At 45.0% G+C, this 8,941-nt stretch carries 6 protein-coding genes; all 6 read left to right on the forward strand.

The genetic code is table 11. The annotated features are described in order from the left end of the window. The first annotated feature begins 7 nt into the window (after positions 1 to 7). Complete coding sequence (locus QZ076_RS08325) at positions 8 to 394, forward strand: hypothetical protein (protein ID WP_293712357.1); 387 nt, start codon at positions 8 to 10, stop codon at positions 392 to 394. 80 nt (positions 395 to 474) lie between these two features. Then, the gene (locus QZ076_RS08330) at positions 475 to 2,748 is read left to right on the forward strand and encodes a hypothetical protein (protein ID WP_293712360.1); all 2,274 of its coding nucleotides are present in this window, start codon (positions 475 to 477) and stop codon (positions 2,746 to 2,748) included. Between the two features lie 29 nt (positions 2,749 to 2,777). Then, positions 2,778 to 5,195, forward strand: a complete 2,418-nt coding sequence (locus QZ076_RS08335; RefSeq protein WP_293712363.1) for a glycoside hydrolase family 3 N-terminal domain-containing protein — start codon at positions 2,778 to 2,780, stop codon at positions 5,193 to 5,195. Next, a complete protein-coding gene (locus QZ076_RS08340) occupies positions 5,185 to 5,631 on the forward strand; it encodes a hypothetical protein (RefSeq protein WP_293712366.1) in 447 nt (148 codons plus the stop codon). The genes QZ076_RS08335 and QZ076_RS08340 overlap by 11 nt, the downstream gene beginning before the upstream one ends. Positions 5,632 to 5,918: 287 nt before the next feature. Then, a complete protein-coding gene (locus QZ076_RS08345; protein ID WP_293712369.1) occupies positions 5,919 to 6,341 on the forward strand; it encodes an HU family DNA-binding protein in 423 nt (140 codons plus the stop codon). Positions 6,342 to 6,419: 78 nt separating this feature from the next. Continuing rightward, the coding region (locus QZ076_RS08350; RefSeq protein WP_293712372.1) for a two-component regulator propeller domain-containing protein at positions 6,420 to 8,941 on the forward strand (2,522 nt) is incomplete at its 3' end.

The following is an 8,941-nucleotide window of genomic DNA, read 5'->3' on the forward strand; positions in this document are numbered from 1 at the left end:
TATTATCATGAGAACAAATTTATTATTTATCCTTATTGCTTTTATTTGTGGAATCAACTATACACAACTAAAAGCCGAAGAGAATGTCTATTCAACATCTCAACCTTCTACAAATACTAATGTAGATTTAAACACCCAAAGTGTTAGTACGCGTTTTTTAGAACTCGTTTATGTATTTGTTGATCCAACAACAGGTGATAGCAGAATAATAGGTAGTAAATATTACTACTGCAATCTAGGAGAAACAATAACTGTCACAGCTCCACAAGTCATAGATAGCACATATCGTTATATAGGGTGGTTGAACAACAATGGAATTGACACTACAGCCTCGCAAACTCAATCCTTTTTAATGGATAGAGATAGAACTGAATATGCATATTATTCACTTTAATATTTAATAAAGGGGGCATCTACAGGCAATGTATTTGCCCCTTATTTCTCTCCTTTCATATACCAAGAAAACATCATATCATGAGATACTTACTGCTGATAATAAGTTTATATATTTCCTCTACCCTCAGCTTATCTGCCCAGGATTGGCTAATCGACGGTGCTTCCTATAAATCGAAGGTGCAGACAACGTACGAAGAGAAACGTCTTGAATTGACCAACGGCCTCCTGCGGCGTACCTTCCTGCTTGCTCCCAACGCAGCGACCATTGCCTTAGACAACCTAATGACCGGACAAAATGAATTACGAGCTGTCCGTCCCGAAGCCTTACTCGTCATTAACGGAAAAGAATATCCTGTCGGAGGACTGACCGGGCAGCCCGTCAACAACTTCCTGACAGATGAATTTATCAATAACATGCAGGCCTGCGATTCCGCTTTTACCCTGGTCGACTACCAGATCAGCGAAAGTAAAGAACGCTTCCCCTGGAAACCGAATAAGCAATGGATATCCAACCTATATCCCTGGCCTGCCCCTGGCAAACGGATCACCTTCAACTACCAGGCTCCGGCAACAGCTCCCCGGGAATGTAAAGATCTGAAAGTTCGTGTCATCTACGAACTATATGATGGAGCTCCCATCCTGGCTAAATGGATCGAAATAGATAATAAAGGAACAAAAACGATCACACTCGACTCCTTCAAGTCGGAAATACTGGCACTGGTGGAAACCGCTCCTAAAGTTCATTACGGTGAACCTCACGAAGTCCGTATGATGGCACAGGAACCGGAAACTTACACTAAAGATTACCGTAAGCAGCCGGTACAGACAGACGCCCCACGTGATTATATCGATCGTTTCACCCAGTTGTTCGTTGTAACCGATTATGCCATGGGCGGCGATATGGAAGCGATGAAAGATAACCCGGCAGTCCGTTGGGTGTTCGACCATCCGGAATATGAATTTACCGGTATACGCTATTACGGTCAATACAAACCGGCCCGCCTCGAAGTAACTCCTTTACTCGGTCCCGGACTAGATATCAAAGCCGGAGAAAGTTTCGAGTCGTGTACCGCCTTCGAAATGCTGCGCGACGCCACCGACCAGGAACGGCGCGGCTTGGCAGAATGTAAGTTCTGGCGCATGATGGCTCCCTGGACACAGGAGAACCCGATCTTCATGCATGTTCGCGAATCAGATAACGAAGCCGTGAAACAAGCCATCGACCAATGCGCCGCCGTCGGCTTCGAGATGGTGATCATGACATTCGGTAGCGGCTTCAAGATCGAGAACGACTCCGCTTCCTATCTGCAACGAATGAAAGAATTGAGCGATTACGCTGCCCGGAAAGGCATTGCCATCGGCGGTTATTCCCTACTGGCAAGCCGTGGTGCAAAAGACATAGACGCCGCCATTAGTCATAGAACCGGGAAACCGGCCAACACACGTGAAGAAGGTAGCCGTTTCGGCGTATCTCCCTGCATCGCATCCGATTGGGGAGATACCTACTTCCGTAAATTACAGAACTTCTTCACCACAACAGGTATGAATGTCTTTGAAAACGACGGCTCATACCCCGGCGACCCTTGTGCATCCACCTCACATAGCGGTCATAAAGGATATCTCGACTCGCAGTGGCAGCAATGGAAAAAGATCAACCGGTTCTATCGCTGGTGCCGCGCCAACGGAGTTTATCTGAATGTACCGGATTGGTACTTCCTGAGCGGCTCCAATAAGACACCGATGGGATATGTCGAAACCAACTGGTCGTTGCCCCGCGCCTACCAGGAGATCATCGAACGCCAGAACATCTACGACGGAACCTGGCAGAAAACACCCAGCATGGGCTTCATGTTCGTCCCCCTCACGCAATATCACGGAGGAGGCGAAGCTGCTACAATCGAACCGTTGAACGAACACTTGGATCATTACGAAACCCGTCTGCGCAACCTGTTCGGTGCCGGTGTACAAGCTTGCTACCGCGGTCCCCGCCTGTATGATACCGACGCGACTAAAGAACTGGTCAACAAATGGGTCTCTTTCTATAAGAAATACCGTCAGATACTCGACTCCGACATCATCCACCTGCGTCGACCGGACGGTCAGGACTGGGATGGTATCATGCATGTCAACCCTGCATTGAAACAGAAAGGATTTATCTCCGTCTACAACCCGCTGGACGTTCCTGTACGTAAGGAAATCAAAATACCTCTTTACTACACGGGCCTGACGGATAAAGTAACTATAAAGGAACAAGACCGGGATGTACAAGTATATGTATTGGAACGCGACTATTCCGTCACAATCACCATTACTATACCGTCCAAGGGATATAACTGGTATATCGTTGAATAACATTAGTATAACCATATAATATCAATATCATGATCACAAATAACACACCGGCTAAACGGCTGATCCTGTGCCTGTCGTTCGGGATCCTTCCCCTGCTGAATGCAGACAATAGCAGCTTACAGGCTTCACAGCCCCATGCTCAAAAAAAACAGAAGAAGATTTACCAGAAAGGTTGGATCGACTTCAATAAGAATGGAAAGAAAGACGTCTACGAAGATCCTTCCCAACCTATCGACAAACGGATAGACGACCTGCTCCGACAGATGACCGTGGAAGAAAAGACCTGCCAGCTCGGTACCATTTACGGATATGGTGCCATTCTGAAAGACACCCTGCCGACCGCCGAATGGAAAACCCGCATCTGGAAAGACGGTATCGGCAATATCGACGAGCATCTGAACGGAGAATGGAAACGCACCTCGCTCGACTTCCCCTACTCCAACCATGCCGAAGCCATGAACAAGGTACAGGCTTTCTTCGTGGAAGAAACCCGCCTGGGCATCCCCGCCGACCTGACTAACGAAGGCATCCGCGGACTGAAACACGAGAAGTCTACCTTCTTCCCCGCCCAGATCGGACAAGGCTGTACCTGGGACAAAGAACTGATCCGCGAGATCGGACGCATTACCGGCGAAGAGGCCAAAGCACTGGGATATACCAACGTCTACTCCCCGATACTCGACGTGGCACGCGATCCGCGTTGGGGCCGTACCGTCGAAAGTTACGGCGAAGCCCCATACCTGGTCGGCGAACTGGGCCGCCAGCAGGTGCTCGGTATTCAAGACAACCGCGTTGTCTCCACCCCGAAACACTTCGCCATCTACGGCGTTCCGGCCGGCGGACGCGATTGCGAGTCGCGAACCGACCCGCACGCCACCCCGCAGGAAGTACATGAGCTGCACCTCGAACCCTTCCGCATCGCCTTCCAGGAAGCAGGCGCACTCGGAACCATGTGTGCACACAACGACTACAACGGTACGCCCGTCAGCGCCAGCCACTACCTGATGACGGAACTGATGCGCAACCAATGGGGCTTCAAAGGATATATCGTCTCCGACAGCTGGTCGATCAGCAAGAACGTCGACTTCTACCATATCGTAGCCACACCCGAAGAGGCTGTTGCCAGTGAACTGAATGCCGGACTGAATATTCGCACCTTCTTCGAAGAGTCGGAAGTCTTTATCGAGACGCTGAGAAATGCCTTGAAGCAAGGACTCGTAACGGAAAGCACCCTGGATCAACGTGTCCGCGAAGTGCTCTATGTCAAGTTCTGGCTGGGACTCTTCGATCAACCCTACGTAAAAGACACCAAGCTGGCCGATCAGGTAGTAAACAGCGACAAGCACCGGGAAATATCGCTCCGTGCCGCCCGCGAATCGATCGTTCTTCTGAAGAATGAGAACAAGACGCTCCCGCTATCGAAAGAGATCCGGAACATTGCAGTGATCGGCCCGCAGGCTGACGAATATAAATCGCTTACTTCCCGCTACGGATCGCACAACCCGCATGTCGTAACGGGCCTACAAGGTCTGAAGGATCTGCTCGGCGAGGATGTCAACCTGATGTATGCCAAAGGATGTAACGTTCGCGACAAGAACTTCCCGCAAAGCGACGTGATGTTCTTCGAAATGAGCGACAAGGAACAGGAAGGAATCAACGAAGCCGTCGAAATAGCCCGGAAAGCGGAAGTTGCTATTATATATGTAGGCGACGACTTCCGTACGATCGGTGAATCCCGCAGCCGTGTCAACCTCGACCTGTCGGGTCGCCAGAAAGAGCTGGTGCGTGCTGTGCAAGCGACTGGTACACCCGTTGTATTGGTACTGTTTAACGGTCGCCCGGCTACCCTCAACTGGGAAGATGCCAATTTGCCGGCCATCGTTGAAGCCTGGTTCCCGGGAGAATACTCCGGACAGGCAGTTGCCGAAGTGTTATTCGGCGATTATAACCCCGGCGGTAAGCTATCGACGACCTTCCCGAAGTCGGTCGGACAAATCCCCTGGGCATTCCCGTTCAAACCCAATGCCAACGGTAAAGGCTTTGCCCGCGTCGACGGCGAACTTTATCCTTTCGGATACGGACTGAGTTACACCACGTTCGAACTGAGCGACCTCCAACCGGCACAAACACGCATTGCCGATGGTGACACGCTGACTGTTACCTGCCGGGTGAAAAATACCGGTGCAGTGAAAGGCGATGAAGTCATACAGCTTTACCTGGTCGACGAAACTTCTTCTATCTCCCGCTATGAAAGGGAGTTATGCGGTTTCGAACGTATCACGCTGGAGCCGGGCGAAGAAAAGACTGTCACCTTCCGTGTAAACCGCCGCGCCTACGGCATGTATAACGATAAGAATGAGTTTGTGGTAGAGCCCGGCAAGTTCCTGTTGTATGCCGGCAACTCATCCAAATCAACCCCGTTAAACACCGAATTTTATGTGGAATAGATTACTGATACCCCTCCTGCTGCTCCTTTGCAGCCAGGGGGGCTTCTGCCAGACATGGCTGAACAAAACGGATAAAGAGATTCTTCAATATATAGAAGAGCATAAAGAACGCATTCAGGATAGCCGGCAAACGGGCTCCCTCTTCACCATGACCTGCCAGGAAGAGGATGAGTTGGGTCGCCTGTTCGACGTCACCTACCGCTTCGATATGAAAGATAATGTATGCACTTCTTACGAACGCCTGCTACCCGCTCATCGCTACTGGGCTGCAACCCTTCTGGAACAGGCATCGCAACAGGAAGCCGACGCTTCCGGCAAAGAGATAGAGGTAGACGGGGAAACGCTGAATACAGTATATATTTATGATGATTACACACTGCATATCTCATTAAAAGACGATCATCTGTCTCTTCTCTATATACTGTCAGATATATAAAATCAAACTCTTCCCCTGCCTTTACTATCAAGGTGGGGGATTATTTTTTCTACCTGTTTATCCCCTATATCTACCCTTTCGTCCACATTATGCTTATCATCTCTTGACAACGCCTCATCGATTTTGTATATTTATCCCAATCCCTTTAAAAAAACACCTAGGTATAAATCTATTTAGAGGTAGGTATAAATGGATTTACACCTACCTCTAAATAAAAAGAGACGTACTTGTCGCAAAAAAGAGAGCAGAACAATACAACATAAACATCTAAATAAATAAAACAAAACATGAGTATCATTTACAAACCAAGAAAGATGGTATGCACCATCCCCGGCAAAGAGAAAACAGGTTATTTTGCAGCGAAAGCAAATAGTAGTACAATTAACCTGAATGATTTATGCTATCGCATATCCAGTAATTGCACGATAACATCGGCCGATATAAAAGGTGTTATAGAAGCATTAATGAAACAATTTGAATTAGAGTTATTGAGTGGAAAGAATATCCAATTCGGAGACATAGGGATATTCAGTGCCTCAATTACCAGTGATATAGTAGACAACAAAGATGACCTGAAACCGCAGGATATCCGTATCAAAACAGTCACTTTTCTTCCGTCAACACGTCTGAAAACAACACTGAAAAACAAGGCAAAGTTTATGCGCTTACGTGATTTCAACAGAAAATATAATGGGGTAGACGAAGAATAAAGGTAAAATTCATATCTTTACACTAAATTATAGTTAATTTATCTCTTAGTCTTCCGGGACCAGAACAATCTATAAATCATGAAAAGTATCATCCGAAATCTGTTTTGCCTACTATTGCTTTCTGTTTTACAACCTGTTAAAGGAACTAATACATCTCCCTGGTTCTTTTCACAGATCGGAGTAGAAGATGGTTTGTCTCAAGGTTCCGTATCCTGTATCTATCAGGATACGGATGGATATTTGTGGTTGGGAACACGGGGAGGACTCCATAAATATGACGGATATGAATTTACAATTTATAGAAATAATCCAACCGACTCCTGCTCACTTAAAGACAATAATGTTATGGCGATTAATGAAGACAGGAACAAAAACATATGGGTTATAACAGATAATGGTCTTCACAAAATAGCGCATCAGACGGGTAAAATAAAACGATATCATGTTCGTGAAACTCGTTTTATGCACTGTTGCATACGCAGCCATACCGGAGATTTTCTTGTAGCCGGAGAAAAATATATTTACCAATATGACGAACAAGGTGACTCACTGGTGTTTAAAGACTGGCTGGCTGAAATCCCTATCAATTCAAATATAAAAGCACTGGCAGAAGACGAAAAAGGGAATCTTTATGTGGCAAGTGCACAAAGCGGACTTATTGTTCTTAACAAACAAAGGAAGGTAATATCTGTTTATAAACACGATCCGAATGATCCATCCTCATTAATAAAAGGAACAATCTGTGGTTTGTTTACAGACAGTAACAAACGACTGTGGGTACATTCTCAAACCTCCGGAGCTTGCTATTTTGATAAGGAAAATGAACTTTTCATTCATATTAATTCTGAAAATTCTGCATTAAGCAGCAATGTTGTCCGAGCAATAGCAGAACCTACTCCCGGAACTTTACTTTTCGGAACTTTTGCCGGACTAAACGAAGTAGATATGAAGACACTCCAAGTGACTCCATATAAATTCAATCCGGACTATCCCGGAGCTTTAAGCTATTACTCCGTACATAGCTTACTAAATGATAATACCGGTGCTCTATGGGTTGGAACATGGAGAGGACTGAATTATTACAGTCCGGTCAAAAAACTATTTTATCAGATCGCACCAAAAGAATTTACCGGACTATTGGGCATGGGACAGGAAGATGACGAAGGTAATATATGGTTTGCAACAGAAGGTGCCGGCCTGTTCCGCTACAATCCGTCAAATCAGAGCCAACAACTTTATCCGGTAAAATCGCCTTACAAGGACAATTACAACTCCAACATATTTAAATCCTTATTTATCAAAGGAGACAGCATTATCTGTGCAACCAATAAAGGAGAAGTTTATCTATTCTCCCGCAAACGAAAAAATTATCGTTTACTATACGACTACCAATATGGCGATATTTATGCCTTACTCAGCGATAGTAAAGACAGGATATGGATTCCAACCAACTCCAATACAGGGTTAGTTATGTTAGAAGATGGAAAAAGTACTAATCTGTTTAATGTTGACGGACAAAACAGACGATTTCATTTTGTTACCACCATAAAAGAAACACAACCGGATGTTTTTATAATGGGAACTCTCGGACAAGGTTTATTCCAATATAATATGAATAAAGGCCTGCTAAAAACAGTGTCATCCCCCCAACTCGATTTGCCAGAAAACGGAAAACCCGGTACAGTAAGTTCAATCCTTACTGACTCGCTCCATAACATATGGGTTTCTTTCTTTGGAAATGGTATCTTCCGTTTTGACAAAAAAATGAACAAGATAAAACATTATACGGAAAAAGACGGATTAGCAGACGGCTACATATACACAATGGTACAAGGTAAAAATTATTCCTTATGGGCACTTTCCGGAGAGAGTTTATATGGTTACAATTCGAAAGATGATTCCTTCTATCCGGTTATTAACGACAGCCGGCAAATAATGGAGTTCTCCATACATGCCGGAACAACAGACAAAAAAGGAAACTTATACTTTCCTGGGAATAAAGGAATTATATGTTTTAATCCAACACAAATGAGTAAAAACACATATACTCCACCGATTTATCTGAAAACCTTATATATAAATAATAATCCGGTAGAATTTGAGAGCACAAAACGACTCAAACTAAAAGCCGATGAAACCAATATTGCTATTGGTTATACAGCTCCAGACTTTATTTCCCCTAAGCAAAACCAATATGCTTATATGATGGAAGGGGTAGAAAAAGAATGGAACTATGTAAAGGGGCGAAGGGTAGCTTATTATAGCAATTTAGCTCCAGGTACTTACAAATTCAAAGTTAAGGTTGCAAACAGTGATGGGATCTGGAATCCACAAGAAGCTTCTTTAAATATCACTGTAATGCCTCCTTTATATAAAACGTGGTGGGCTTATGTATTGTATATCACCATTATATCTTCTATCATTGCAAAATCCATCTATCACCAAAAGGTTCGGCATGAGCTCGAAAGCAATATACGTTTTAAACAGTTGGAACAAGAGAAAATGAAGGAATTACACGAGGAACGTATGAAATTATTTGCCAACTTCTCACACGAACTACGCACTCCTTTGACATTAATTACGAATCCATTAGAAGATTT

The organism is uncultured Parabacteroides sp. (assembly GCF_905196875.1).
GTDB lineage: Bacteria > Bacteroidota > Bacteroidia > Bacteroidales > Tannerellaceae > Parabacteroides.